The 25,988-nt window shown below is 70.3% G+C and carries 21 protein-coding genes and 2 tRNA genes; 5 read left to right on the top strand and 18 right to left on the bottom strand.

Annotated features, from left to right (window positions below):
- Positions 1 to 209: 209 nt before the first annotated feature.
- The 3 genes from KGD83_RS08115 to KGD83_RS08105 form a co-directional block, all read right to left on the bottom strand.
- Positions 210 to 1,625 carry an LVIVD repeat-containing protein gene (locus tag KGD83_RS08115; RefSeq protein WP_212643234.1) on the bottom strand — a complete coding sequence of 472 codons (1,416 nt, stop codon included), beginning with the start codon at positions 1,623 to 1,625 and terminating at the stop codon, positions 210 to 212.
- Between the two features lie 152 nt (positions 1,626 to 1,777).
- Positions 1,778 to 3,190: a hypothetical protein gene (locus KGD83_RS08110; protein WP_212643233.1), complete on the bottom strand. Its 1,413-nt coding sequence runs from the start codon at positions 3,188 to 3,190 to the stop codon at positions 1,778 to 1,780.
- Between the two features lie 194 nt (positions 3,191 to 3,384).
- A complete protein-coding gene (locus KGD83_RS08105) occupies positions 3,385 to 4,704 on the bottom strand; it encodes an LVIVD repeat-containing protein (protein WP_394358100.1) in 1,320 nt (439 codons plus the stop codon).
- A gap of 380 nt (positions 4,705 to 5,084) precedes the next feature.
- On the opposite strand from KGD83_RS08105, the gene KGD83_RS08100 reads away from it, so the two are divergent.
- Positions 5,085 to 5,795, top strand: a complete 711-nt coding sequence (locus tag KGD83_RS08100) for a DUF305 domain-containing protein (protein WP_212643231.1) — start codon at positions 5,085 to 5,087, stop codon at positions 5,793 to 5,795.
- Positions 5,796 to 6,007: 212 nt separating this feature from the next.
- On the opposite strand, the gene clpX is transcribed toward KGD83_RS08100, so the two are convergent.
- The 5 genes from clpX to KGD83_RS08075 form a co-directional block, all read right to left on the bottom strand.
- Positions 6,008 to 7,282, bottom strand: a complete 1,275-nt coding sequence (gene clpX / locus KGD83_RS08095; protein ID WP_013154409.1) for an ATP-dependent Clp protease ATP-binding subunit ClpX — start codon at positions 7,280 to 7,282, stop codon at positions 6,008 to 6,010.
- A 286-nt stretch (positions 7,283 to 7,568) separates the two neighbouring features.
- Complete coding sequence (locus tag KGD83_RS08090) at positions 7,569 to 8,228, bottom strand: ATP-dependent Clp protease proteolytic subunit (RefSeq protein ID WP_047872141.1); 660 nt, start codon at positions 8,226 to 8,228, stop codon at positions 7,569 to 7,571.
- A 48-nt stretch (positions 8,229 to 8,276) separates the two neighbouring features.
- On the bottom strand, positions 8,277 to 8,909 hold the full coding sequence (locus KGD83_RS08085) for a ClpP family protease (RefSeq protein WP_013154411.1): 633 nt from the start codon (positions 8,907 to 8,909) through the stop codon (positions 8,277 to 8,279).
- Between the two features lie 217 nt (positions 8,910 to 9,126).
- Positions 9,127 to 10,572, bottom strand: a complete 1,446-nt coding sequence (gene tig, locus KGD83_RS08080; RefSeq protein WP_212643230.1) for a trigger factor — start codon at positions 10,570 to 10,572, stop codon at positions 9,127 to 9,129.
- Between the two features lie 226 nt (positions 10,573 to 10,798).
- Positions 10,799 to 10,873: transfer RNA gene (locus KGD83_RS08075), tRNA-Pro, on the bottom strand.
- Between the two features lie 117 nt (positions 10,874 to 10,990).
- On the opposite strand from KGD83_RS08075, the gene KGD83_RS08070 reads away from it, so the two are divergent.
- The 3 genes from KGD83_RS08070 to KGD83_RS08060 all read left to right on the top strand — a co-directional run bounded on the left by KGD83_RS08070 (position 10,991) and on the right by KGD83_RS08060 (position 14,076).
- A tRNA-Gly gene (locus KGD83_RS08070) sits at positions 10,991 to 11,064 on the top strand.
- 475 nt (positions 11,065 to 11,539) lie between these two features.
- Positions 11,540 to 12,043: an adenylyltransferase/cytidyltransferase family protein gene (locus KGD83_RS08065; RefSeq protein WP_212643229.1), complete on the top strand. Its 504-nt coding sequence runs from the start codon at positions 11,540 to 11,542 to the stop codon at positions 12,041 to 12,043.
- A gap of 170 nt (positions 12,044 to 12,213) precedes the next feature.
- A complete protein-coding gene (locus tag KGD83_RS08060; protein WP_212644318.1) occupies positions 12,214 to 14,076 on the top strand; it encodes an ABC transporter ATP-binding protein in 1,863 nt (620 codons plus the stop codon).
- A gap of 108 nt (positions 14,077 to 14,184) precedes the next feature.
- Here the strand turns inward: KGD83_RS08060 and KGD83_RS08055 are convergent, their stop codons facing one another.
- The 10 genes from KGD83_RS08055 to KGD83_RS08010 all read right to left on the bottom strand — a co-directional run bounded on the left by KGD83_RS08055 (position 14,185) and on the right by KGD83_RS08010 (position 23,132).
- Positions 14,185 to 14,721, bottom strand: coding sequence for a (2Fe-2S) ferredoxin domain-containing protein (locus tag KGD83_RS08055; protein ID WP_249352213.1), 537 nt, complete (start codon positions 14,719 to 14,721; stop codon positions 14,185 to 14,187).
- 143 nt (positions 14,722 to 14,864) lie between these two features.
- Positions 14,865 to 15,782: a M23 family metallopeptidase gene (locus KGD83_RS08050; protein WP_212643228.1), complete on the bottom strand. Its 918-nt coding sequence runs from the start codon at positions 15,780 to 15,782 to the stop codon at positions 14,865 to 14,867.
- Between the two features lie 46 nt (positions 15,783 to 15,828).
- Positions 15,829 to 16,071 (bottom strand): Rv0909 family putative TA system antitoxin, encoded by a 243-nt coding sequence (locus tag KGD83_RS08045; RefSeq protein WP_212643227.1) that lies wholly within the window; start codon positions 16,069 to 16,071, stop codon positions 15,829 to 15,831.
- Between the two features lie 94 nt (positions 16,072 to 16,165).
- Positions 16,166 to 17,509, bottom strand: coding sequence for a magnesium transporter (gene mgtE, locus KGD83_RS08040; protein ID WP_212643226.1), 1,344 nt, complete (start codon positions 17,507 to 17,509; stop codon positions 16,166 to 16,168).
- Between the two features lie 495 nt (positions 17,510 to 18,004).
- Complete coding sequence (locus KGD83_RS08035; RefSeq protein WP_212643225.1) at positions 18,005 to 19,108, bottom strand: PP2C family protein-serine/threonine phosphatase; 1,104 nt, start codon at positions 19,106 to 19,108, stop codon at positions 18,005 to 18,007.
- Between the two features lie 657 nt (positions 19,109 to 19,765).
- Entirely contained in the window at positions 19,766 to 20,233 is a 468-nt protein-coding gene (locus tag KGD83_RS08030) for a ribose-5-phosphate isomerase (RefSeq protein ID WP_212643224.1), read from the bottom strand.
- An 85-nt stretch (positions 20,234 to 20,318) separates the two neighbouring features.
- Positions 20,319 to 20,468, bottom strand: coding sequence for a hypothetical protein (locus tag KGD83_RS08025; RefSeq protein ID WP_165435955.1), 150 nt, complete (start codon positions 20,466 to 20,468; stop codon positions 20,319 to 20,321).
- Positions 20,469 to 20,655: 187 nt separating this feature from the next.
- Positions 20,656 to 22,077, bottom strand: coding sequence for an aldehyde dehydrogenase family protein (locus KGD83_RS08020; protein ID WP_212643223.1), 1,422 nt, complete (start codon positions 22,075 to 22,077; stop codon positions 20,656 to 20,658).
- 123 nt (positions 22,078 to 22,200) lie between these two features.
- The gene (locus KGD83_RS08015) at positions 22,201 to 22,356 is read right to left on the bottom strand and encodes a hypothetical protein (protein ID WP_013154423.1); all 156 of its coding nucleotides are present in this window, start codon (positions 22,354 to 22,356) and stop codon (positions 22,201 to 22,203) included.
- 140 nt (positions 22,357 to 22,496) lie between these two features.
- Positions 22,497 to 23,132, bottom strand: a complete 636-nt coding sequence (locus KGD83_RS08010; protein WP_212643222.1) for a DsbA family oxidoreductase — start codon at positions 23,130 to 23,132, stop codon at positions 22,497 to 22,499.
- Between the two features lie 213 nt (positions 23,133 to 23,345).
- Between KGD83_RS08010 and pepN the strand changes: the two genes are divergently transcribed.
- Positions 23,346 to 25,892 (top strand): aminopeptidase N, encoded by a 2,547-nt coding sequence (gene pepN / locus KGD83_RS08005; protein WP_212643221.1) that lies wholly within the window; start codon positions 23,346 to 23,348, stop codon positions 25,890 to 25,892.
- The last annotated feature ends 96 nt before the right edge of the window (positions 25,893 to 25,988 follow it).

Raw genomic sequence — 25,988 nt, 5'->3', positions numbered from 1 at the left:
GCCGTCGGGACCCGGCCCGGAAGCGCTCTCCCGCCGCTGTGGACAACCCCCCGTGCTCCTGCCTCCGGTTCGTGTCCGGCGCCCGGGGGCCGGACACGAACCGGGGCCACGGCGCAGGAGCAGCCCACGGCATAGGAGGCGGGGCGGTGCCGCGGCACCGCCCCCGCCCGGTCCGCGGGCTCGGGGAGCCCGTCAGCCCCTACCCGCCGTCAGCGCCGCCCCGGCCGGTAGCTCTCCTGGCTCTGCGGGTTGAACTCCTCCATCCGCACCCGCTCGGCCGCGCGCACGCGCGGATCGTCGATCCGCAGCACGTCCAGGCCGCGTTCGATGTCGGACGAGTACACGTAGCCGTTGTAGTAGTACGTCGACCAGGTGTCGTTGTCCTGCACGCCCTCCTCGACGCGGGAGTCCACGTCGAAGAAGCCGATCTCGCTCGGGGCGGCCGGGTCGTTGAAGTCGATCACCGAGACGCCGCCCTGGTACCAGGACTGCACGAAGTAGTCCTGGCCGGGCACCGGGATCAGGGAGCCGTTGTGCGCCACGCAAACCTGGTCGCCCTGGTGGCGGTCGATCTTGAAGTAGCTGGCGAACTCCAGCTCCGGCGAGTCGCCGCCGCCCACCTCGTAGATCGCGTTGGCGCCGCGGTGGGGGCCGACCTCCTCGGTGCAGGTAGGAGCGCCGCCACCGCCGAGCTCGTCGGTGAACAGCACGGTCTGGCCGTTGTTGGTGAAGGTCGCCGAGTGCCAGAACGCGAAGTTCTCGTCCTGGACCACCTCGGTGACGATCGGGTTCACCGGGTCGGAGATGTCCATCAGCACGCCGTCGCCCATGCAGGCGCCCGCGGCGATGTCGCGCTCGGCGTAGACGGTGATGTCGTGGCAGCCCTGGGTTGGCAGCAGCAGCCCGTCCTGCTCGTGGTTGCCGCCCTCGGGGAACAGGACCGGCTCGTTGACGACCGCGGCCTCCTCGGGCGCGTCGTGCGGCACCTCGATGACGGAGATCTTGTCGTGCGGGGGCTGGCAGTTCGGGAAGGCCTCCGAGGGCGAGTACGACGACACGTAGATCAGGTCGCTGTCGCCGGTCTTGCTCGGCACCAGGGTGTTGGTGTGCGAACCGCAGTCGGTGCGCACCGCCGACACGTACTGCGGGTTGGCCTTGTCGGAGATGTCGAAGACCCTGATGCCCTCGAAGCCGTCCGGGTCGGTGGTCGGCACCGAGGGGGCTCCGCACTCGGTGCCCGCCCGGGGGTAGTCCACCGAGAAGTAGAGCAGGTCGCCGCTGACCGACACGTCGCCCTGACCGCCGGGGCACAGGACCTCGGAGACGACCTGCGGCTCCTCCGGCTCGGAGATGTCGTAGATGACGAAGCCGTCGTAGTTGCCGCCGATGGCGTAGTCGCCGCTGAAGGCCAGGTCGGAGTTGACGTTGCGCACGGCCGAGGGCTTGGGCGTGTGGGCGACGTGGGTGATGTTGTCGCTGTGGATGTCTTCGGCGGGCGCCTCGTCCGCCTGGGCGGCGGCCGGGCCGAGGAGCCCGAGGAGCAGGGACGCGGCCGCGGCGGACGCGAGGGCCGCGGTGCGCCGCAGCGCCTTCCTGGCCCGTGGTGCTGCGGGAGGTGCGGGCATGGGTTCTCCTGTGTGCACTAGGGGGTGGGGGTTGACGCGCCGGGGCCGCGGCGTACACGGCCGCGGCCCCGGTCGTTCGTCACCCGGCCACGGGCCGGGCGGCGTTCGGGCGGGTGCCCCGGTCCCCCTCGGGGCCCGGGGCACCCGTGCGGTCAGCGGCCGTTGCCGCGGCCCGGCCGGTACTCGGGCTGGGACTGGGGGTTGAACTCGTCCATCCGCACCTGCTCGGCCACCCTGAACCGGGGGTCCTCCAGTTTCAGGACGTCGAGACCGCGGGTGATGTCGGAGGAGTAGACGTAGCCGTTGTAGTAGTAGGCCGACCACGAGCCGCCCAGGACGAGGTTGTCCTCGCTGATCGGGCCGCGGTCGAAGTGGCCGATCTCGCGGGGGGCGGCCGGGTCGTTGAAGTCGATCACCGAGACGCCGCCCTGGTACCAGGACTGCACGAAGTAGTCGCGACCGGGGACGGGGATCAGCGAGCCGTTGTGCGCGACGCAGTTCTCGGTGTCGGCCTGGTGACGGGGCAGCTTGTAGTAGCCCTCGAACTCCAGGTCGGGGGAGTCCTGGCCGCCGCCGATGGCGTAGATGGCGTTGGCGCCGCGCTCGGAGCCGATCTCCTCGTTGCAGGTGGCGCCGCCGCCTCCGCCGAGTTCGTCGGTGAACAGCACGGTCTGGCCGTTGTTGGTGAAGGTCGCCGAGTGCCAGAACGCGAAGTTGTCGTCCTGGACCACCTCGGTGACGACCGGCGCGGCCGGGTCGGAGATGTCCATCAGCACGCCGTCGCCCATGCAGGCGCCCGCGGCGATGTCGCGCTCGGCGTAGACGGTGATGTCGTGGCAGCCCGCGGTGCCGGTGTTACCGCCGTCGGGGAAGAGCACCGGGGTGTCGATGACCGCGGCCTCGGACGGTTCGTCGACGGGGATCTCGATGACGGAGATCTTGTCGTGCGGGGGCTGGCAGTTCGGGAAGCGGTCCGAGGGCGAGTACGAGGAGACGTACACGTACTCGTGCTCGCCGTCCTTGCCCGGCACCAGGGTGTTGGTGTGCGAACCGCAGTCGGTGCGCACCGCCGACACGTACTGCGGGTTGGCCTTGTCGGAGATGTCGAAGATCCGGATGCCCTCGAAGCCGTCCGGGTCGGTGGTCGGCACCGAGGGGGCTCCGCACTCGGTGCCCGCCCGGGGGTAGTCCACCGAGAAGTAGAGCAGGTCGCCGCTGACCGACACGTCGCCCTGACCGCCGGGGCACAGGACCTCGGAGACGACCTGCGGCTCCTCCGGCTCGGAGATGTCGTAGATGACGAAGCCGTCGTAGTTGCCGCCGATGGCGTAGTCGCCGCTGAAGGCCAGGTCGGAGTTGAAGTCACTCATGGCCTCGGTCTTCGGGACGTTGGTCACATGGGTGATGTTGGCACTGGTGTCGGCGTCACTGGCGAACTCGTCGTCCGCCGCGGCCGAGGCCGGGCCGAGGAGTCCGACCATGAGCACCGCCGCTCCGGCGAGGGAGACTCCGGTCAGTCCGCGTCTGGCGCGCCGGGAGGTGGGGGTCGGGGGGGATGACGCCATCCTGTGTACTCCTGATTCCGATTGGAGCGAAACAGGAAGAAGGTACACAGTTCAACATCTATATGTATAGGGGGAGACAAAAGAAACCTTGTTCTTAACACGGTGTCCAGCTGGCCCGATTCGACTACACAAGGCGCCTAACCCCGGGTGCCGCGCGGCGCACCGGAGGCCTCCGGTGCGCCGCGGCCGACGGTTCAGCCGGAGGGCGTGGACGGCTGCGACTGCGGGTTGAACTCCTCCATCCGCACCTCCTCGGCCCCCGCAAGGCGGGAGTCGGTGAGCCGGAGCACGTCGAGCCCGCGCATGATGTCTGAGGAGTAGACGTACCCGTTGTAGTAGTAGGCCGACCACGAGCCCGCCGTCGTCAGGGCGTCCGGGTTCCAGGGGCCGCGGTCGAAGTGGCCGATCTCCTCGGGGGCGGCCGGGTCGTTGAGGTCGATGACCGAGACGCCGCCCTGGTACCAGGACTGCACGAAGTAGTCCTGGCCGGGGACCGGGATCAGCGAACCATTGTGCGCCACACAGTTCTCAGTTTCGGCCTGATGGCGAGGCAGTTTGTAGTAGCTCCGAAATTCGAGCTTCGGCTCCGCCCGGCTCTGGTCCAGCGAGTAGACCGCGTTGGCCCCCCGCTCGGGCCCCGTCCCGGCGTCACAGGTGGCCGCGTGTCCGCCGCCGAGTTCGTCGGTGAAGACCACGGTGCGGGCGTCGTTGGTGAAGGTCGCCGAGTGCCAGAACGCGAAGTTCTCGTCCTGGACCACCTCGGTGACGACCGGGTTCACCGGATCGGAGATGTCGAGCAGCAGGCCGTCCCCCAGGCAGGCCGCGGCGGCCAGGTCCCGCTCGGGGTAGGCGGTGATGTCGTGGCAGCCGGTGGTGGTCCCGTGGCCGCCGTCCGGCAGCAGCACCGGCTCGCTGACCACCCGGGCCGAGGCCGGGTCCGCCAGGGGCACCTCGACCACGGAGATCCTGTCGTGCGGCGGCTGGCAGTTGGGGAAGGCCTCCGAGGGCGAGTAGGAGGAGACGTACACGTAGTCGCGCTCGCCGTCCTTGCCCGGCACCAGGGTGTTGGTGTGCGAACCGCAGTCGGTGCGCACCGCCGACACGTACTGCGGGTTGGCCTTGTCGGAGATGTCGAAGATCCGGATGCCCTCGAAGCCGTCCGCGTCGGTGGCCGACACCGAGGGGGCTCCGCACTCGCTGTCGGCGCGCGGGTAGTCCACCGAGAGGTAGAGCAGATCGCCGCTGACCGACACGTCGCCCTGGCTCCCGGGGCACACGACCGTGGACACCCGGCTCGGGTTCTCCGGGTCTGAGATGTCGTAGACGACGAAGCCGTCGTAGTTGCCGCCGATGGCGTAGTCGCCGCTGAACGCCAGGTCGGAGTTGTAGGACGCGGCGCCGTCCAGCCCCTCCGGCCTGGGCAGGTTGGCCACGTGCACGACGCCTCCGCCGGTGCTCACCCCGTCGGCCCTCGCCCCGGGGACTGCCAGGAGGGCGGTGACCAGGAGGGGCACCGTGCCGAGCGTCCCCCACCGCAGTCCGTTCGCGTGCCTTCGCGCCTCCGACACCACCGCACACCCCCCGGAAATACACAAAGCATCCAACTGACTACTATGGGTTTTACTCCTCTCCATTGGTAATAACCAGACGAAACGCCGAGAACGGACATACAACACTTCAGAAGGCCAAAAGAAGACAGAAGTCCCCGGCTTGACGAGCGTCCCGGCTCCCGAGCACGGCAGCGCGAAATCGAACGAGACGGCACCGACCCGGGCCCGGGACTGGACAGAACACCCGTCGAGTGAGTAAGAAAGCCCGCAGGACGTTGCCCCAAGGCACAGTGCCCGCCGGTGCGGCGGCCCCGTCCGCACCCCACCCCATCGGAGGACACCTCGTGCGTCGCCTGGTACTCGCGGCCGGAACCGCTCTCGCCCTGCTCGGAGCCTCAGCCTGTACGGGCGGGGGAGAAGGGCAGGAACAGGAGTCGGCCAACGTCATCGCCCCCGGCGCGCCCGGGGAGTCGTCCTCCCCCGCCACGGCCGACCAGATCGCCGCCCTCGCCGAGGAGCAGGGGCACAACGAGGCCGACGTCACCTACCTGGTGATGATGATCGAGCACCACTCGCAGGCCCTGGAGATGACCGACCTGGTGCCCGAGCGCCACGAGCGCGAGGACATCGAGCTCATCGCGGACCGCATCGCAGACGCCCAGGGCCCTGAGATCACCGCCATGGAGAGCTGGCTGGAGGAGAACGTCTTCGGACCGGCCAGGGAGAACCCGGCGCACCAGAACTTCTGCGGACTGGAGGGGGACGGCACCCACCACGACGAGAGCGGCGACGTGCCCACCTGCGAGCTGGAGGTGGACCACGGCGACATGCCGGGCATGGCCACCGAGGAGGAGCTGGAACAGCTGGCGGCGGCCGAGGGCGACGAGTTCGACCGCCTCTTCGTGGAGCTGATGACCGCCCACCACGAGGGCGCGGTCACCATGGCCGAGGAGGTGCTGGCCGAAGGCAGGGACCAGACGGTGATGCGCATGGCCAACGACGTGATCGCCGAGCAGAAGGCCGACATCGCGCGCATGGAGCAGTCGCTGGAGTAGGCCGGGCGGTCCCCCGCGCGTCCGTCCCGGTCGGGGCGGATCGCGCCCCCGGACACGCGCGAGGGGGCGCCCCTGGTCGGGGCGCCCCCTCGCGCGTGTTGGACCCCGTCCTGCGGGCGGGCCGCCGGAGAGCGGGACGCGGGCCTCAGGAGGGTAGCGCCGGACCCGGCGCGGGCGCTGAGGACGCGTGCGCGGGGTCCGGGAGGACGCTGCTAGGCGGACTTCTCCTGGCGGGCCCGGCGCAGCTGGGCCCGCGGGACGATGGTGGGGTTGACGTTGTCGATCACGGTCTCCCGCGTAATGATCACCTGACCCACGTCCTCACGACTGGGCACCTCATACATCACCGACAACAACACCTCCTCGATAATCGCCCGCAACCCACGCGCACCCGTACCCCGAATAATCCCCTGCTCAGCAATCGCGTTCAAAGCATCCGGCGTGAACTCCAACTCCACACCATCCAACTCGAACAACCGCTGATACTGCTTCACCAACGCGTTCCGCGGCTCCGTCAGAATCCGGATCAACGCCTCACGATCCAGATCATGCACACTCGTGATCACCGGCAACCGACCCACGAACTCCGGAATCATCCCGAACTTCAACAGATCCTCCGGCATCACCTCACCGAACAACGCCGAACCACCCAGCTCACCCTTGGGACGCAACACCGCGTTGAACCCCATCCCCTGCTGACCCGTCCGCGACTCGATCAACTTCTCCAACCCCGCGAACGCACCACCACAGATGAACAACACGTTCGTCGTATCGATCTGGATGAACTCCTGATGCGGATGCTTGCGCCCACCCTGCGGAGGCACACTCGCCGTCGTCCCCTCCAAGATCTTCAACAACGCCTGCTGCACCCCCTCACCCGACACATCCCGAGTGATCGAGGGATTCTCACTCTTACGCGCGACCTTGTCGACCTCGTCGATGTAGATGATCCCCGTCTCGGCCTTCTTCACGTCGTAGTCAGCCGCCTGGATCAACTTGAGCAGGATGTTCTCCACATCCTCACCCACATACCCCGCCTCCGTCAGCGCCGTCGCGTCCGCGATCGCGAACGGCACGTTCAGAATCCGCGCCAACGTCTGCGCCAACAACGTCTTCCCCGACCCCGTCGGCCCCAGCAGCAAGATGTTGGACTTGGCGATCTCCACATCCTCCTCGCCCGGACGGTCCCCCTCCGAGCGCACCCGCTTGTAGTGGTTGTACACCGCCACCGACAACGCCTTCTTGGCCTGCTCCTGACCGATCACATACGAGTCCAGGAACTCGTAGATCTCCCGAGGCTTGGGCAGGGAGTCCCAGGTGAGCTCGGTGGCGTCGGCGAGTTCCTCTTCGATGATCTCGTTGCACAGATCAATGCACTCATCGCAGATGTACACGCCGGGGCCGGCGATGAGCTTCTTCACCTGCTTCTGGCTCTTGCCGCAGAACGAGCACTTCAACAGGTCCCCGCCGTCGCCGATGCGTGCCACCCAGCCACTCCTCAAAACTAAGGCCGCCCCGTCGGTGCCGCTCGCGCGGGCAACCGCCCGGAAGTCGAAAATCTTCCGTGACCGTCCACAGCGGTGGTCACGGACGAGGCGATCTGTGTGTCGCTCTCCGTCAGACTAAGCGAAAAACCGGACCGGCTTCACCACCGGGCTCCCCCAGGCGGGTCATGGGCCGGTCCGGCCTGCGCTTCACCTTCGCCCGAACGCCCTGCCCGGCACCGCGTCCGCGCGCCCGGTCAGGCCGTCCGGCTGTGCCGCGACCCTACGTTCAGGACTTCAGGGAAGCCTTGCGGTAGGGCAGCACGAAGTCGATGATGCCGTAGTCCTTGGCTTCCTCGGCGGTCAGGATCTTGTCGCGCTCGATGTCCTTGGAGACCTTCTCGACGGAGTGCCCGGTGTGGCGGGCCAGAGTGGTCTCCAGCTGCGTACGGATACGGGTGATCTCGTTCGCCTGGATCTCGATGTCGCTGGCCTGGCCGTGCATGCCCTCGGTCGCGGGCTGGTGGATCAGGATGCGGGCGTTGGGCAGCGCGCCGCGCTTGCCCGCCGTCCCGCCCGCGAGCAGGATCGCGGCGGCCGAGGCGGCCTGACCGATGCACACCGTCTGGATGTCGGGGCGGACGAACTGCATCGTGTCGTAGATCGCCATGAGGGAGGTGAAGGAGCCGCCCGGCGAGTTGATGTACATCTGGATGTCCCGCTCGGAGTCGAGCTGCTCCAGAGTGATGAGCTGGGCCATCAGGTCGTTGGCCGACGTGTCGTCGATCTGGACGCCGACGAAGATGATCCGCTCCTCGAAGAGCTTGTTGTACGGATTCATCTCCTTGACGCCGTAGGACGTCCGCTCCACGTAGGACGGCAGGACGTAGCGACCCTGGGGGGCCATCGAGGCCGCGCCGCCGATGAGACTGGGGTTGAACTCGGTCATTTCACGCCTTCCACGCACTGCGCCGTTCCTGGGATGAGGTCCGACGGATCAACTCTGGGTTCGGCCCTGGGTCACGTCGAGGGTCCCTTCGAGGACCTCGTCGATGAAGCCGTACTCCTTGGACTCCTTGGCCGTGAACCAGCGGTCGCGGTCGGCGTCCTTCTCGATCTGCTCGACCGTCTGGCCCGTGTGCTCGGAGATCTTCTCGATGAACATCTTCTTCACGTAGAGCAGCTGGTCGGCCAGGATGCGGATGTCGGAGGCGGTACCACCGATGCCACCCGACGGCTGGTGCATCATGACGCGGGTGTGCGGCAGCGCGTAGCGCTTGCCCGGCGCTCCGGCGCACAGGAGCATCTGGCCCATGGACGCGGCCATACCGATACCCACGGTGCGCACGTCGTTGGGGATGTACTGCATGACGTCGTAGATCGCCATGCCCGCGGTCACCGAACCGCCGGGCGAGTTGATGTACATGGTGATGTCGCGCTGGCGGTCCTCCGCGGACAGCAGCAGCAGCTCACCCACCAGGCGGTTGGCGATCTCGTCGTCGACCTGCTGGCCGAGGAAGACGATTCGCTGGCGCAACAGGCGCTGAGGCGTCTGCTCAAGCAAAGGGGAAATCTGGGTCTCCGACGTACGGGCGTCGAAACGCGGGGACTCTTCAAAGGTCGACGGCACTCTCGTCACCTGCTCCGGAATCGAAACGGTTGCGATACAGCGACACTAACGCCGCGCGGCACCGCGCTCGTCCGGTTCGCGCCCCTGTTCGCTTTGAGCGCAGGGTGGCACGATCTCCGTACAGGGCGTTCTTCCACAGGCGAACACGACGCGGGCCCCGCCCGACCCGGAGGGTCGGACGGGGCCCGTACGCGCGGATACCGGGGCTACCGGATGCCTATTTGGCTTCCTCGGCCTTGGCGTCGTCGGCCTTGGCCTCGTCGGCCGCGTCCGCGGCGTCGCTCTCGGCGTCGTCCTCAACGGCCTCCAGGGCCTCACCCGCGGCAACGGCGGCGGCCTTGGCTGCCTCCTCCTCGGCGGTCTCCTGCTCGACGACGTTGCCGTCCTCGTCGGTGATCCGGGCGCCGGCCAGGACCAGGTCCATGGCCTTGCCGCGGACGACCTCGGTGAAGGCGACGCGGATCTGGTTGGACTCGACCAGGTGCTGGGCCAGCTGGTCCGGGCTCACGCCCATGCGCTGGGCCTGCTCGAAGACGTACTGGCTGAGCTCGCCCTGGTCGGCGCTCAGGTCCTCCTGGATGGCCAGCTGGTCGAGGATGAACCCGGCCTTGACGGCGGAGCGGGCGCCGGTGGTCAGCTCCTCGTCGAACTCCTCCTCGGTCTTCTCCTGCGACTCGAGGTAGGCCTCCTTGGTGAGGCCGCTCTGCGCGAGCTGCTGCTCCAGGCTCTGGCGGCGGCGGGTGATCTCCTCCTCGACGACCGCCTCGGGCAGCGGGATGTCGACGGAGTCGATCAGCTGCTCCAGGGCCTTGTCGCGGGCGGCGGAGAGCTGCTGGAGGCGGCGGACCTCGCCCATGCGGTTGCGCACGTCCGCGCGCAGCTCGTCGATGGTGTCGAACTCCGAGGCCAGCTGGGCGAACTCGTCGTCCAGCTCGGGCAGCTCCTTGACCTTCACGCTGTGCACGGTGACGGTGACGTCCGCTTCCCGGCCCTCGTGCTCACCGCCGACGAGGGTGGTGGAGAAGGTGGCCTCGCCACCGGCCTCCATGCCGCGCAGGGTCTCGTCGAGGCCCTCCAGCATGGTGTTGGTGCCGACCTCGTAGGAGTAGCCGCTGACCGCGACGTCCTCGAGCTTCTCGCCGTCGACGGCGGCGGACAGGTCGATGGACAGGTGGTCGCCGTCCTCGACGGGGCGGTCCGCGCCCACCAGGGTGGAGAAGCGCTCGCGCAGGGTGCCGATCTGCTCGTCGACCTGCTCGTCGGTCACCTCGGCGCTGTCGACGGTGACCTCGATGCCCTTGTAGTTCTCGACCTCGAACTTGGGGCGGACGTCGACCTCGGCCGTGAAGGCGAGCTCGTCGTTGTCCTCCAGCTTGGTGACCTCCACGTCGGGCTGGCCGAGCGCGAAGAGCTCCTCCTTCTGGATGGCTTCGTTGTAGAGCTCCGGAACGGCGTGGTTGACCGCTTCGCTGATCACCGCGCCGCGGCCGACGTAACGGTCGATCAGCCGCGCCGGCGCCTTGCCGGGGCGGAAGCCCTTGATCCGGACCTGCTTGGCGAGCGACTTGTAGGTCACGTCGAAAGCGTGATCGAGCTCCTCGAAGGGCACCTCGATGGTCAGCTTGACCCGGGTGGGGCTCAGCTCCTCGACATCGGTCTTCACGGGGCGGTACTCCTAGGTTTGCCGGCTGGTGTCCGCGTCGGCCCGCAGGCGCACCACACACAACGGCGAAAGGCACGCGCGCACCCCCGGGGTCTTTACGACCGCATCCAGCTGGGGTGCCCTGCGACGGGCTGGGACTTACAGTTTCCTGCTGATCGCACCAAGTCTAGGGCAGATACACAGGGGGCCACGGCGCGCGGCCGGAGCCGCTGCCACGGTGGTTTCGTCGGGGTGGCGGGATTCGAACCCGCGGCCTCATGCTCCCAAAGCATGCGCGCTAACCAAGCTGCGCTACACCCCGTGTGCCGAACCAAGGATGGCACTCCTGAAAGGTGTGTGCGACCACGGCTCCGGAGACTGTAGTCTTGTCTCCGTCGGCTCCACGAGTCTAGAGGACGCTCGAAGTCTCCGGTGCCACGCGGGCGTAGTTCAATGGTAGAACACCAGCCTTCCAAGCTGGCCATGCGAGTTCGATTCTCGTCGCCCGCTCCACTCGGGGCGAGTCGTGTGTCAAGGACACCGGCTCGCTTCGCCATTTCCCCCGGAGGACGACCCCCGAACCCCCGCCCCACTCGGGGCGAGTCGTGTGTCAAGGACACCGGCTCGCTTCGCCATTTCCCCCGGAGGACGACCCCCGAACCCCCGCCCCACTCGGAGCGAGTCGTGTGTCAAGGACACCGGCTCGCTTCGCCATTTCCCCCGGAGGACGCACAGCACTCGGGACGATCTGCGCACCGGAGGCCCGCCTCCTGTCCGTATTTCGGTCGTTTTCGGCATTTCGTTGGGCGACTTTCCCAGTGAGGTAGCTCACATTTACGGACCGCTCCCCCGTTCCTAAACCGAACCGTGTTCGGCCGGCGCGCCCCGATAAGGAATACCCGTCCCGGACGGATACGTTGACCTTTCGGGCGAGCCCGCGGGCGCGATCGGATCCGGGCGCCCTCAGGCCTGCCGAACGGGTGGTGGTATGACGGACACGGAAGCGACGCGGGGACCAGGCACCGCGCTGAGCGCCCACTGGTTCGAGCGTCCCGACCCCCTGGTGCGACCGGCGGTCGTCACCGGGGCCTTCGACGTCCTGCACGTCGGGCACGTCCGCTTCCTCCGCTCCATCGCCGACCGGGGGCTGCCCCTGGTGGTGGGCGTGGAATCCGACGCGCGCGTGCACGCCTGGAAGGGCCCGGGACGCCCCGTGAACCCCGCGGAGGAGCGCGCCGAGACCGTGGCCGCCCTGGCCTGCGTCACCGGCTCGTTCGTCATCGAGGGGCCGCCCGAGGTCGCCGACTGGGCCTCCTACGCCGAGGTGCTTCGCCCCCTGGCGCCCGCCGCCCTGGCCTACACCGCCGGGGACCGCTACACCCAGGCCAAGATCCGCGGCGCCGACGCCCTCGGCGCGCAGGCCTGGGAGCTGCCCTTCACCCCCGGCCGGTCCACCACCGCGGCCCTGGGACGCCTCGCCCACTCCCTCTAGCAACGGCACGCACACCCCCACCCGGCCCGCCGCGACGGTCGGCGGCCCCGCCCGCCCCGTCACTCGCGCGGGCCCTTACCCGTTTCCGCCCGGCATGGGAAGCGGCGCACACGCACCGGTGTTGACGCATGCGTGGCGAATAGGCAAGCAGAACGAGGCTGTTCATGACAATGATGTCCGGCAGGCCCTCCTACAGGGCCCTGGTCAACGACGGGAGCGCGAAGGGGCAGTCACTGCCCCCCGGAATCACCCGACGCATCATCTCCTACGCCCGACCGCACTGGCGGGTGATCCTGTGCTTCCTGCTGGTGACGACGGTCGGCGCCGGAATCGTGGTCGCCAACCCGCTCCTGCTCAAGGCCATCATCGACCGCGGCATCCTGCCCGGGAACACCGCGCTGGTGGTGTGGCTGGCGCTGGCCGCGGCGGGTCTGGCGGTGTTGGAGAGCGGGCTGACCCTGCTCGGCAGGTGGCTGTCCTCCCGGATCGGCGAGGGGGTCATCTACCAGTTGCGCACACAGGTGTTCACCCACGTGCAGCGGATGCCGGTGGCCTTCTTCACCCGTACGCAGACGGGATCGCTGATCAGCCGTCTGAACACGGACGTGGTGGGCGCGCAGCGGGCGATCACCTCCGTCCTGCAGTCGGTGGTGTCCAACGTGGTGAGCGCGACCGCGGTGATCGTGACGATGATCGCCCTGTCGTGGCAGGTGACGCTGATCGCGCTGGCCCTGGTACCGCTGTTCGTCGTACCCGCCAAGGTGATCGGGCGGCGGCTGGCGCACATCTCGCGCGAAGCGATGGACACCAACGCGGACATGAGCTCGCTGATGACCGAGCGGTTCAACGTCGGTGGGGCGATGCTGGTCAAGCTGTACGGACGCCCCGAGGAGGAGTCGGCGGGTTTCGCCCGGCGCGCGGGCCGGGTCCGCGACCTGGGCGTGCGCCAGGCGGTGTTCGGCTCGCTGCTGTTCAGCATGCTGGGCCTGATCACGGCGCTGGCCATGGCGATGGTCTACGGGGTCGGCGGCGTGCTGGCGATCGGCGGGGCCTTCGAGGTGGGCACGCTGGTGGCGCTGACCACCCTGCTCGCCCGCCTGTACGGACCGGTGACGACGCTGTCCAACGTGCACGTGGAGATCATGACCGCGCTGGTCTCCTTCGACCGGGTCTTCGAGGTGCTGGACCTGGAACCGGGCATCAAGGAGAGCCCCGACGCCCGGGACCTGCCCGCGGTGCGTCCGGGCGTGGAGTTCGACAACGTGTCGTTCCGCTACCCGGCGGCGAAGGAGTCGTCGGTGGCGTCGCTGGAGCTGACTCCGCAGGCGTCGGTGGACGAGGACACCCAGGTGCTGAGCGGGGTGTCCTTCCGGGCGGAGCCGGGGACGATGGTGGCCCTGGTGGGGCCGTCCGGAGCGGGCAAGACGACGCTGACGCACCTGGTGTCGCGCCTGTACGACCCGACCGAGGGCCGGGTGCTCGTCGGCGGGCTGGACCTGCGCGAGGTGACCGGCGACTCGCTGCGCGAGGCGGTCGGCGTGGTCACCCAGGACGCGCAGCTGTTCCACGACACCGTGGGGGCGAACCTGCGGTACGCGCGGCCGGAGGCGACCGACGCCGAGCTGGAGGAGGTGCTGCGGATGGCGCGGCTGGGCACCCTCCTGGACCAGCTGCCCAACGGGCTGGACACGATGGTCGGCGACCGGGGGTACCGGCTCTCGGGCGGTGAGAAGCAGCGGCTGGCGATCGCGCGGCTGCTGCTGAAGGCACCGTCGGTGGTGGTGCTGGACGAGGCGACGGCCCACCTGGACTCCGGGTCCGAGGCGGCCGTGCAGGAGGCGCTGTCCGTGGCCCTGGAGGGCAGGACCTCGCTCGTGATCGCGCACCGGCTGGCGACGGTGCGCGAGGCGGACCAGATCCTGGTGCTGGAGGACGGCCGGATCCTGGAGCGCGGCACCCACGACGAGCTGCTGGGCCAGGGCGGACTGTACACCGCCCTGTACCGGACCCAGTTCGCACCGCAGGGCCGGTAGGCGCCCGTGCCGGGGACCGGCCCGGAGGGACGGTTTCCGGCACGTCCGGTCGGCCGTCCGCCGGGAACCTCTCCGGCACCGGGGCGCGGGGCCTCCGGGGGCCCGGGATCACTCCCCGCCGGACTTGCCGACCTTCTCCAGCTTCTCATCCTTCTTGAGCTTCTTGTCCTTCTTGGACTTCTTATCCTTCTCGTCCTTCTTGGACTTCTTATCCCTCTTGGACTTCTTCTTCCCGGACTTCTCGCCCTTCTTCTTCCCGCCGCCCTTGTCGGGACGGGCGGCGTCCTCGCGCCTGTCCTTCTTGCGCTCCTTCTTGGCCGCCTTGGAGTGCTCGGGCTTCTTGCGCTTCTTCGGCTTCTTGGCGTCCTTGGAGGTCACGTGGTCGGCCAGGACGGCGGGCAGCGGGGCGATACCGGGCCCGCCCTCGAAGATCCAGTCGTCGACGGCCTCGACCAGCTTGTCCTCGGTGACCTCCCCCAGCCACACCGGGCGGCCCCCGGCGGCCCGCCCCGCCGAGGACGGCTGGACGACCACCACGTTCGCCTGGAAGCAGATACCCAGGCACTTGCTGGTGCGGACGGGAACGCTGCGGCCGGAATGGTCGTCGATGGCGCTGAGACGGGCGAGCTGCGCCTTGTGGTCCACCCCGGGGACCTTCTTCTTGGTACCGCAGCAGCAGCCCCGGCACACCGTGAGCTGACAGGGACGTCCTTGGGCCGTATCCACTCTTCTCCCTTCACGCTCCCGCCGCACCCCAGGAACCGTTAGGTTCGCCTTACCTCATCAGCCTAGTCCTTGGCCGGAACCGCCTGACCAGCGGGTACGCCCCCGGGCCCGGACACCGGCGCGCCCCCGTGCCCGGGCCCGGTGACCACCACGGGACGCCAGGTCTCGGGCAGCCCCGCGCCGTCGTCCCGGGCGTTCCACCCCGGCGCCCACACGAACGGCAGTCCGGCGGCGAACAGCGGACCCGGACGGTCCATGAGCTGCATCCGCACCTGGGGCTCGGTGCAGGCACCGGAGTTTCCGCAGCGGGCCACCGTCTGACCCGCCCGGACGCGGTCGCCGCGGCGGACCGCCAGCGATCCGCGCTCCAGGTGTCCCAGGAGTACGTAGGCGCCGCCCACGTCGATCACCAGGTGGTTGCCGAGCAGTCCGGCTGGGCCGCGCAGCTCCCGCAAGGTGTTCTCCACGACCGACCCGAACAGCCACGGCCAGGAGTTGCGGCTGCGGTGGTCGCGCCGACCCCCGTGAGCGGTCACCACCGTCCCGTCGGCGGGCGCGTGGACGGGCCGGCCGAAGGCCGGGAAGTCGCCCGGTGGGCGGCTGAGCGGCCGCCATCCGATGTCGGGACGGGTGCCCGCGCCGGGTTCGGCGACCAGGCCCAGCGCGTGGGTCTGCCCGTAGGCGTGGCTGCCCTGGCTCGGCACGCCGTCCACGGGGCTGGTGAGCGCCATCCACCTGCCCCGCACGGGCGGTTCCAGCACCAGGGGCTCGCACCGCGCGGTGCCCAGTCGCAGGTACACGGCCAGCGCGGCGGCGAACAGGACGCCGCCTACCCACCAGGGGAGGCCGAGGTAACCGGCGAGGAGGGCGAGGGTGGCCGTCCACATGAGCGGCATGCGGACCCTGGCGAGCAGCAGCGGCCAGCGGGGGACGGGACGTCCGGAGGGGGCCGGGGAGCTGCGCGGGGTGGGAGAGGGCATCCCCCATTGTGGACGCCCCGCCCGCCCCGCGCGAAGACGGGCCGCGTTACCTCGGGTTCTCCCCGTCCCGGCGGACCTCCCCGTCCGGCCGGGGCCGCTCGTTCTCCCGAGCGCGCTTGCGCAGGTACTCCGTCGCGGCTCCGGCGCCCCGGTCGATCCTGTCGTCGTGGGCGCCGCCGGTGGCCTTCTTGGCGGCTCTGGCGGCCTTGCCGACCAGGCCCTGGGCGTGTTCGGCGTTGTCGTCGACGGCCTTCTTCAGCCGTTTGAACGCATCTCCGGTACCGGACATGTAATCCTCCCTCGATCCGTCCTGCCCTGTCGCGATACCCGGTTCCCGCCCCGTTCATGCCGGTGGGGCGTCCGGGGCGGGATCGCAGACCAGGTCACAGGCCCAGGACCACGGTGGCGATGGAGAAGTAGATGAGCAGGCCCGTGGCGTCCACGATGGTGGTCACCATCGGCGAGGACACCACCGCTGGGTCCACGCCCACCTTGCGGGCGAACAGCGGCATGGACGAGCCGATGACCGCCGCCCACGTGCACACCGCGATCACCGAGCACGCCACCACCACGGCGACGTCCACGCCCACCAGCAGGGAGCCGATGGCCAGGGCCAGCACTGCCAGGAGGAGTCCCAGCAGCAGGCCGACCCGGGCCTCCTTCCAGATCACCGAGGGCAGGTCGCGCACCCGGACCTCGCCCACGGCCAGGGCGCGCACGATCGCGGTGGCCGACTGGGCCCCGACGTTGCCGCCCGTGCCGATGAGCATCGGCACGAACAGGGCCAGGGCGGTGACCGCCTCCAGCGCCGACTCGAAGGCCTGCATCACGTTGACCGTGAGCGTGGCCGCCACGATGAGCAGCATCAGCCACACCGAGCGCGCGCCGACCAGGCGCAGCACCCCGACGGAGACGTAGTGTTCGCCGACCGGGCTCGCACCGGACTGGAGGGCCATGTCCTCGGAGTCGGCGGCCTCGATGACCTCCAGGGCGTCGTCGAAGGTCAGCAGACCCACGAAGCGCTCCTCGGAGTCCACCACCGCCAGGGCGACCAGGTTGGCCTCCTGCATCAGGCGGGCGGCGTCCTCGACCGGCTCCGCGGCTCGCACGCGCGGCGCGAACACGTCCACGATGTCCTTGATCAGCCGTTCGTCGTCGCTGACCACCAGGTCGCCCAGCGTCACCGTCCCGACCATGCGGCGGCCGTCGCTGACCACCGGCAGGGTGTAGATGGTCTCGGCGTCGGCCCCCCGTGCGCGCACGACCTCCAGGGCGCGGCCCACCGTGAGGTCGCGGTGCAGGATGACCGTCTCGGGGGTCATGTACCGGCCGACGGAGTCCTCGGGGTAGCCCAGCAGAGCGGCGGTCATCTTGCGTTCGGAGGGGCTGAGCCCGGCCAGGGCGCGGGTGGCGATCTTGGCGGGCGCCTCACCGATGAGGCGGGCCCGGTCGTCCGGGTCCATCTCCTCGAGGATCTCGTGGAAGGCCGTGTCGCGCAGTCCGAGCAGGATGGACTGCTGCTGGCCGGGGTCGAGTTCCTCGAAGACCTCCAGCTCGCGGTCCTTGTCCAGGAGCCGGAAGGGGATGATCGCCTCGCTGCCGTCCATGCGGGAGAGTTCGTCGGCGATCTCGTAGGGCCTGTGTTCGGCCAACCAGAGCCGGATACCGGTCAGGTCGTTGTTCTCGACCAGATCGATCAGTTCTTCAGCGCGCTCGCCTTCTGACATGCGAAGCACCCCCTCGCATTCTTCTGCGCCCGGTGGGAAGCACCACGGGCGGCACCGGATCCTGGGAAAAGCGGTGGGCCGGTGGTTCCACGGCCCCGCTCCGGTCCCGTTGTCACTGGTGTGGTGAACCGTGCGTCGGATGGGTCTTCCGGGGGCGGAAAGGGCGGGCACGGTGATCCGGGGACGTGTACGGTCTGACCGCCGTACGCGGGACGGGGAGCACCCCGACCTTACCCGTCGGGAGGGTCTGGGGGCACACCGGCCGACTCACCAGCGCGCCAGAAACCGCCCGACGGGTAGGGGACGGCAGGACCTGGAAGCACACCGGCCAACTCACCAGCGCACCAGAAACCGCCCGACGGGTAGGGGACGGCAGGACCTGGAAGCACACCGGCCAACTCACCAGCGCACCAGAAACCGCCCGACGGGTAGGGGACGGCAGGACCTGGAAGCACACCGGCCGACTCACCAGCGCACCAGAAACCGCCCGACGGGTCAGTCCCGCCAGAGGACGACCAGGGCGCAGTCGTCGTTCTTGTCCCTGCTGAGGGTGTCCACGATCTCGTCCGCCCCGGTGGCGAAACCGCGCGGGACGAGCTGTTCGGCCGCGCCGAGGAGGCGGTCGATCCCGGCGTCGAGGTCCTCGCCCGGGGTCTCGATGAGGCCGTCGGTGCAGAGCATGATGGCGTCGCCGGGCCGGAGCCTGCCCTCGACGGAGACGTAGGTCATCTCGGGGATGACGCCGAGGACCACGCCCTTGGCCTCGGTGGTGCTCCAAAGCCCGCCGCCGCTGTCGTAGTGCAGCGCGGGAGGGTGTCCGGCGGAGGCGATCTGGTACTCGCCGGTGTCCAGGTCCACGCTCAGGTGCACGGCGGTGACGAAGCCCTCGCCACCGCTGTTGCGCATGAGGTAGTCGTTGCAGTGGGCCAGGAAGTCGCGGGTGGGGACGGCCCCGATCAGTCCGCTGAAGGCGCCGGAGAGCAGCAGGGCCCGGGTTCCGGCGTCCACGCCCTTGCCGGAGACGTCCACGACGGCCACGTCCAGCCGGTTCTCCCTGCGGATGGAGACGACGAAGTCGCCGCCGAAGGACGAGCCGCCCGCCTGGCGCAGGACGGCGGTGCGCCCCCAGCCCTCGGGCAGCCGGGGCAGCTTGCCCTGGCGGCGCAGGCGGTCGCGCAGGTCCAGCAGCATCATCTCGCCGCTGAGCCCTTGGACGCCGAGGCGCTCGCGCACCCCCGACAGCAGGTAGGACAGCACCGCGGTGACACCGATGGTGACCAGCAGGCCGGGCCCCACCTGGCCGAAGTCGAGCATGAAGGCGACGAAGACCAGGACGGCGGCGACCACGGCCAGCAGGAAGGCCAGGCTCTTGCGCTTGAGGAGGAGGCCGCCCGCGAGGACGGTGAGGATGGTGGAACTGGGCGGGAACCAGCCGGTGGGACCCCACACGGCGCCGACGCCGACGCCGACGGCCAGGGCGACGAGGGTGATCAGGACGAGCCGGTAACGGAACAGCACCTTGCGCCGGAGCACCGCGACGAGCCGCTGCGCGGTGGAGCGCAGTAGCCGGGTGGTCTTGGCGGTCGGTGTGGGCTTCATGTGTCCCCTGCGTTGCACACCCGCTCACCAGCGGGGGTTCGGTTCTCGGACGGCACGGTCGGGATGGGCGCGGGGGCCGCGTCGCCGCCGGGGGCCGGCGTACGGGGCTGTGTGGGGCACGCCCTGGCCGTGGTGGTCGGAGGTGCCGACCGGAGGGCACCGCCGCGCCGCGGGCAGCGAGGCCCGCAACTGTGCACGAACTGTAGCGCGGGGGGTGTCGCCGTGGCACGTGCAACCAGCAGTGTTCTCCACCCAAACCGAGGATTTGGGTTCAGCCGATAACCGAGCGTGTGGATTCGGGCATCGTTCCGGCGTCCGAAAACCGTTCCGTAAGCCGGGGTGTTCATCCCTCTCGGACGTTCCCGCGGGGTCGGGCTCCCCGCCGCCGGTCGGGTCCGCGCCCCGTCGGCGCGGTCCGCTTCCAGGTTCCCACGGTGCCGCGGCTCGGACCAGGGACTCTCGTCCCAGGCCCGCGCCGGAGGTCGCTCGGCGCGTACGGGCGCACCCGACCGCGGCCTGGAAGGGCGCCCGGGCAGGGAAGTGCCGCGCATGGCGTCCGTCGAGGGCGTCGGCCCGCCCGCCGCGGAGCGCCCCCGGCGGGCGACGGGCGGGCGACGGGCGGACCGGAGCGAAGCGGAGGTCCCGAGCGGGTACCGCTCAGGGGAGCGGGGGGAGCTCGCCGTTCTCCTCGTAGGCCGTCAGCATCGCGATGCGGCGGGTGTGCCGTTCCTCGTCGCTGTACGGGGTGGTGAGGAAGACCTCCACGAACCGGGTGGCCTCCTGCGCGGAGTGCATCCTGGCGCCGAGGCTGAGCACGTTCGCGTCGTTGTGCTCACGCGCCAGGCGGGCGGTGTCCTCGCTCCAGGCCAGGGCCGCGCGCACGCCCCTGACCTTGTTCGCGGCGATCTGCTCGCCGTTGCCGGAGCCGCCGACGACGACGCCCAGGGAACCCTTGTCTGAGGCGGCCCCCTCGGCCGCGCGCAGCACGAAGGGCGGGTAGTCGTCAGCGGCGTCGTAGGCGGCGGGCCCGGCGTCGACGACGTCGTGGCCCTGCTCCCTCAGCCAGGAGACGAGGTGTTCTTTGAGCTCGTAGCCCGCATGATCTGATCCAAGGTAAACACGCACGGGACCAGTCTGGCAGGTCACGGCTGTGACAAGCGCAGCGCCCCGCTCGCCGGGGCGAGGCGGGGCGCGGTGGTACTCGTGTCCCTCAGATGGAGCCGGAGGCCGCAGCGGCGACGCTCAGCCCGAGAACAGCGAAGAGGGCCATCGAGCCGATGGCGATCACGTTGTAGATGACGATCGCCTTGAGGTCCTTGCCGAGAGGACCTGCCTTGGAGACCGCGGGCTTCTTGCTCAACTTCCACCTCGTTAGGGTTCGACCAGGGATATCCCGTCGGAAATTTTTCCACACCGCACAACGTGGTTCTCACCGGGGCCGATTCCGCGCGAGGAGCCGCGGGGGCCGTGAGTCCGCGCACACCCGTCGGCGGGTGCGCGCCAACGGTTCGCGCGCCGGGCCCGCGGGGTCCGGCGCGCGTGCGGCGTCACAGCTGGACGGCCTTGACCTCGCAGAACTCCTCCAGGCCGTGGGCGCCCCACTCGCGCCCGTTGCCGGAGCGCTTGTAGCCGCCGAAGGGGGCGCGGGGGTTGAGGGCGCCGCCGTTGACCTCCACCTGTCCGGCCCGCAAGCGCCGGGCCACGGCCAGGCCGCGCTCGGGGTCGCCGGACCACACCGCCGCGTTGAGCCCGTACACGGTGTCGTTGGCGATGGCGACCGCCTCCTCCTCCGTGTCGTAGGGGATCAGGACCAGCACGGGGCCGAAGATCTCCTCCCGGGCGATGCGCATGTCGTTGCTGACGTCGGCGAAGACCGTGGGGCTGACGTAGTAGCCGTTCGGGCGGCCCTCGACCGGTTCGGGGCCGCCGGTGACCAGGCGGGCGCCCTCCTCCACTCCGAGCGCGAGGTAGGAGCGGACCCGCTCCAGCTGGTCGGCGGAGACCAGCGGTCCCATGCGGGTGGCCTCGTCCGCGGGGTCGCCGGGCGCGTACTTGGCCGCGGACTCGGCGGCCAGGGCGACGGCCTCCTCGTAGGAGTCGCGGTGCACCAGCATGCGGGTGAGCGCGTTGCAGCTCTGCCCGGTGTTGCGCATGACGTCGGCGACGCCGCGCTTGACCGCCTTGACCAGGTCGGCGTCGGGGAGGATGACGTTGGGCGACTTGCCGCCCAGTTCGAGGGCGACCTTCTTGACCGTCTCCGCGGCGACCTGGCTGACCCGGGTCCCGGCGCGCGTGGAGCCGGTGAAGGACACCATGTCCACGCGGGGGTGGGCGGCGATGGCCTCTCCGACGACCGGCCCGGTGCCCGACACCAGGTTGAACACGCCCGCGGGCAGGCCCGCCTCGTGGAACACCTCGGTGAGGGCGTAGGCGCTGAGCGGGGCGACCTCACTGGGCTTGAGGACGACGGTGTTGCCCGCCAGGAGGGCGGGGACGACCTTGAGCACGATCTGGTGGAGCGGGTAGTTCCACGGGGTGATGGCGCCGACCACGCCGACGGGCTCGCGCACGACGAGCGAGTTGCCCACCCGCTCGCCGCCGAAGTAGCGCTCGCCGGTCTCCTCGACCAGGTCGAGGTAGGTCCGGAACATGAGGGCGGGCAGGCCCGCCTGGACCTTGCGGGCGAACACCGCGGGAGCGCCCATGTCCCGGGTGAGCTCCGCGGCGATGTCGTCGACGCGGGCGTTGAACAGTTCCAGGGCCTTGGTCAGGTGGGTGACGCGCTGCCCGGGCGCGAGCGCGGACCAGGCGGGCAGGGCGGCGGCCGCCGCCGCGACCGCGGCGTCGACGTCCTCGGCGGCCCCGGCCGGAACGGTGTCGATGACCTGCTCGGTCGCCGGGTTGACCACGTCCAGTGCCTCACTGGAGGCGGAGTCGCGCCAGGCGCCGTCGATGTAGAGGGATCGCATGGCCCCACTGTCGCAGAACGCGATTCGGGTTGGCCAGCCCGGGACGCGGGGCCGGTGCTTTCCCCGATGCCGGGGGTCTCGCGCCGCCCCCCGCGGAGGGCGGCGGACCGGTGTCCCGCCGGATCAGTCCCAGTGCGGGGGGCGCTCCGCGAGGAGGCGCGCGGTGGAGTCGTCGTCGGAGTCGCCCCAGCCGGGGCCCCTCTCGTCTCCGGTGGTGTCGGGCAGGATGTCGAGGTCGTCGAGGAAGTCGACCCTGCGCTCGTCGTCGGGTCCGGACACGGTCCCCCGCCCCCTTCGCGTTCGTGGCGGCGGGCCCCTGCCCGCCGCCGGTGTTCGCCTCCAGTGTGCACCCGTCCGGGCGCACCGCGTCCGTGCGCCCCGCCGGGCCGGGGCGCGCGCCCCGGCCCGGCGGTCGCGGGTCAGTCGAAGACGGGTTCCCTCGTGCGGGTCCGCTTGAGTTCGAAGAACCCGTCGGTCCCGGCGACCAGGAGCACGCCGTCCCAGAGCCTGCCGGCCGCCTCGCCGCGCGGGATGGGCGTGAGGACCGGTCCGAAGAAGGCGGTGTCGGCGACCCGGATCACGGGGGTGCCCACGTCCTCGCCGACCAGCTTCATCGCCTCGGCGTGCGAGGCGCGCAGGGCCTCGTCGTGGTCGGTGGACGCGCCCGCCTCGGCCAGGTCACCGGGCAGTCCGGCCTCGGCCAGCGCGGCGCGGATCGTGTCCGTGGTGCGCGGTTCGCCGCCGTTGTGGAAGCGGGTGCCCAGGGCCGTGTAGAGGCGGCCCAGGACCTCGGGGCCGAAGCGCTGTTCGGCGGCGACGCACACCCGCACCGCCTCCCAGGACCTGTCGATGCCCTCGCGGTAGTCCTCGGGCAGGTCGCGGCCCTCGTTGAGCACTCCCAGGCTCATCACGTGCCAGCGCACGCGGACCGGCCGGACCTTCTCCACCTCGACGAGCCAGCGCGAGGTGATCCAGGCCCACGGGCACGCGGGGTCGAACCACATGTCCGCCTGGACGGTCTCCTGCCCGTCGCCGGGGTCTGGGGTCTGCGTCATCGCTGCTCCTCGGATCGGGAAAAGGTGTGCACACTTCGGGTCGTAGGAGTGCAACCCCGGCTATCGGTTGCGCATTCCGTGCCCTCGCGTGGCAGGATCGGGGCGAGTGGCAGACGACCCCCGGCCCCGACGACGCTCCACCCCAGGCGGCGGACTCGCCGTGGTCGGCAACGATCCGGCCGGCGGGGACGGCGGCCGTGGAGGGAGCGTGGCGTGGCAGGGAACCTGACACGGGACGAGGCTCGTGAGCGGGCGCGGATTCTCAGCGTCGACTCCTACGCCGTGGAGCTGGACCTGACCACCGGTGCCGAGACCTTCAGGTCCACCACCGTGGTCCGGTTCTCCAGCTCGGAGCCCGGGGCGCGGACGTTCGTCGAGCTGGCCGCGCCCGCGATCCGCACAGCGACGCTGAACGGGACCGAGCTGGACGCGGCCGAGCTGTTCGACGGCGAGCGCCTCGTCCTTCCCGAGGTGGCCGCGGACAACGAGCTGACGGTCGTCGCCGACGCCGCGTACATGCGCACCGGAGAGGGCCTGCACCGGTTCGTGGACCCGGTCGACGACTCGGTGTACCTGTACACCCAGTTCGAGACGGCCGACGCGCACCGCATGTTCGCGTGCTTCGACCAGCCCGACCTCAAGGCCGCCTTCGAGCTGACGGTGTTCGCTCCCCCCTCGTGGGAGGTCGTGTCCAACAGTGCGCCCGACGTGGAGCGCGAGGCCGCGGGCGAGGAGCGGGTGCGCTGGCACTTCCCGGCCACGCCGGTGATGTCCACCTACATCACCGCGCTGATCGCGGGCCCCTACCACGTGGTGCGCGACGAGCACGACGGCATCCCGCTGGGCCTGTACTGCCGCGCCTCGCTGGCCGAGCACCTGGACTCCGACGCCCTGTTCGAGGTCACCAAGCAGGGCTTCGACTTCTTCCACGGTCTGTTCGACCTGCGCTACCCGTTCGGCAAGTACGACCAGCTGTTCGTGCCCGAGTTCAACGCGGGCGCCATGGAGAACGCGGGCGCGGTCACGTTCCTGGAGGACTACGTCTTCCGTTCAAGGGTCACCGACGCCCGCTACGAGCGCCGCGCCGAGACGATCCTGCACGAGATGGCGCACATGTGGTTCGGTGACCTGGTCACCATGCGCTGGTGGGACGACCTGTGGCTGAACGAGTCGTTCGCGACCTACGCCAGCGTGTACTGCCAGGCCAACGCCACCAAGTGGACCGACGCCTGGACGACGTTCGCGAACGTGGAGAAGAGCTGGGCGCTGCGCCAGGACCAGCTGCCCTCCACCCACCCGGTCGCCGCCGACATGGTCGACATCCAGGCGGTCGAGGTCAACTTCGACGGCATCACCTACGCCAAGGGCGCCTCGGTGCTCAAGCAGCTCGCGGCGTACGTGGGCGTGGACGCGTTCTTCGCGGGCGTGCGCGCCTACTTCAAGGAGAACGCGTTCGGCAACACCGAACTGCGGGACCTGCTCAAGCACCTGGAGGCCGCCTCGGGCCGCGACCTGTCGGGCTGGTCGCGCGACTGGCTGGAGACCACGGGCGTCAACACGATGCGCCCGGAGTTCGAGGTGGACGCCGAGGGCCGCTTCACCTCGTTCGCCGTGCTCCAGGAGGCGCCGGCCGACCACCCGACGCTGCGCTCGCACCGCCTGGCGATCGGTCTGTACGACCGTACCGACGAGGGCGTCGTGCGCCGCGAGCGCGTGGAACTGGACGTGCGCGGCGAGCGCACCGGGGTTCCGGAGCTGGTCGGCAGAGTCCGGCCGGACCTGGTGCTGATCAACGACGACGACCTGACCTTCACCAAGATCCGTCTGGACGAGCGCTCCCTGCGCACCGTGGTGGAGGGCGCCGGCGAGATCCGCGAGTCCCTGCCCCGCGCTCTGGCCTTCGGCGCCGCCTGGGACATGACCCGCGACGGCGAGATGGCCGCCCGCGACTACGTCTCCCTGGTCATCTCCGGGATCAGCGGTGTGGACGACGTCATGGTCGCCCAGACCCTGCTGCGCCAGGCCAACTCGGCCCTGCACATGTACGCCGACCCGGCGTGGCGCCCGTTCGGCTTCGAGCAGCTCTCCGAGCGGCTGCGCGAGCTGCTGACCGCGGCCGAGCCGGGCGGCGACCTGCAGCTGGCCTACGCCAACGCGCTGGCCGCCTCGGCGGTGAGCGACGCCCACCTGTCCCTGGTCCGGGGCCTGCTGGACGGCGCGATCACCGTGGACGGGCTGGTCGTGGACACCGACCTGCGGTGGACGCTGCTGCGCCGCCTGGTCGCGACGGGCAAGGCCGGGGAGGCGGAGATCGCCGCCGAGCTGGAGCGCGACGCCACGGCGGCCGGGCAGCGCAACGCCGCCGGGGCCCGCGCCGCGATCCCCACCGCCGAGGCCAAGGCCGCGGCGTGGGAGCGGATCGTGGGCGAGGAGCTGGCCAACGCCGAGTTCCGCGCGGTCCTGCTGGGCTTCACCGAGCCGGGCCAGGCCGAGCTGTACCGGCCGTACATGGAGAGGTACTTCGCGCAGCTGGGCCCGGCCTGGGAGAAGTGGACGGGGGAGTTCGCGCAGACCTTCGCCGAGGTGGTGTACCCGAGCGGCCTGGTGGAGGAGGCGACGCTGGAGCGCACGGACGCCTACATCGCCGAGTCCGACCCGGCCCCGGCCCTGCGCCGCCTGCTGGTCGAGGGCCGCGCGGGAGTGGAGCGGGCCCTGCGCGCCCGGGCCGCCGACATCGCCGCGGGCGGGCGTCAGGGGTAGGACGCGAGGACCGGGCGCCCGCTCCGCCGTCGCAGGCGGGGCGGGCGCGCTCGTGCGCCGGGGCCCGCCGTGCACCGCGGCTCCGGGCCGCACCGG

It is taken from the genome of Nocardiopsis akebiae (genome assembly GCF_018316795.1).
In the GTDB taxonomy this organism is placed as follows: domain Bacteria; phylum Actinomycetota; class Actinomycetes; order Streptosporangiales; family Streptosporangiaceae; genus Nocardiopsis; species Nocardiopsis dassonvillei.
Note: the sequence above shows the minus strand (reverse complement) of the source record. Positions and strands in the feature narration are given on the sequence as shown.

Excerpts from the sequence above, each read along its gene's own strand:
- KGD83_RS08115 (WP_212643234.1), bottom strand. The coding sequence starts at position 1,625 with ATGCCCGCACCTCCCGCAGCACCACGGGCCAGGAAGGCGCTGCGGCGC.
- KGD83_RS08110 (WP_212643233.1), bottom strand. The coding sequence starts at position 3,190 with ATGGCGTCATCCCCCCCGACCCCCACCTCCCGGCGCGCCAGACGCGGA.
- KGD83_RS08090 (WP_047872141.1), bottom strand. The coding sequence starts at position 8,228 with ATGACCGAGTTCAACCCCAGTCTCATCGGCGGCGCGGCCTCGATGGCC.
- KGD83_RS08065 (WP_212643229.1), top strand. The coding sequence starts at position 11,540 with ATGACGGACACGGAAGCGACGCGGGGACCAGGCACCGCGCTGAGCGCC.
- KGD83_RS08060 (WP_212644318.1), top strand. The coding sequence starts at position 12,214 with ATGATGTCCGGCAGGCCCTCCTACAGGGCCCTGGTCAACGACGGGAGC.
- KGD83_RS08050 (WP_212643228.1), bottom strand. The coding sequence starts at position 15,782 with ATGCCCTCTCCCACCCCGCGCAGCTCCCCGGCCCCCTCCGGACGTCCC.
- KGD83_RS08045 (WP_212643227.1), bottom strand. The coding sequence starts at position 16,071 with ATGTCCGGTACCGGAGATGCGTTCAAACGGCTGAAGAAGGCCGTCGAC.
- mgtE (WP_212643226.1), bottom strand. The coding sequence starts at position 17,509 with ATGTCAGAAGGCGAGCGCGCTGAAGAACTGATCGATCTGGTCGAGAAC.
- KGD83_RS08035 (WP_212643225.1), bottom strand. The coding sequence starts at position 19,108 with ATGAAGCCCACACCGACCGCCAAGACCACCCGGCTACTGCGCTCCACC.
- KGD83_RS08020 (WP_212643223.1), bottom strand. The coding sequence starts at position 22,077 with ATGCGATCCCTCTACATCGACGGCGCCTGGCGCGACTCCGCCTCCAGT.
- KGD83_RS08010 (WP_212643222.1), bottom strand. The coding sequence starts at position 23,132 with ATGACGCAGACCCCAGACCCCGGCGACGGGCAGGAGACCGTCCAGGCG.